Origin of the sequence: Halalkalibacter sp. APA_J-10(15) (assembly GCF_023017105.1) — a bacterium.
Classification (GTDB): domain Bacteria; phylum Bacillota; class Bacilli; order Bacillales; family Bacillaceae_D; genus Halalkalibacter.
In genome coordinates this window covers 1-245 of sequence record NZ_JALKEV010000108.1, presented here as the reverse complement: position 1 = coordinate 245, position 245 = coordinate 1, and the positions used below count along the sequence as shown (strand labels likewise).

Annotated in this window: 1 rRNA gene; it reads right to left on the bottom strand. The window is 48.2% G+C overall.

The features are described from left to right. Nucleotides 1-112, bottom strand: a 5S ribosomal RNA gene (rrf, locus tag MW695_RS22470); the annotation flags it as partial. Nucleotides 113-245 lie beyond the last annotated feature (133 nt).

Genomic DNA, 245 nt, shown 5'->3' with positions numbered 1-245 from the left:
GGCAACGTCCTACTCTCACAGGGGGAAGCCCCCAACTACCATCGGCGCAGAAGAGCTTAACGACCGTGTTCGGCATGGGAACGGGTGTGACCTCTTCGCTATCGCCACCGGACTTTTGAACATCAGATAACCGGCGACCTTCTTGGTTCTCTTTGTTCATTATAAGATTGAAAGAAAGATTCCTTCAAAACTAGATCATGGATAGGAAACACGTCAGAATTTCTTGGATAAGTCCTCGACCGATT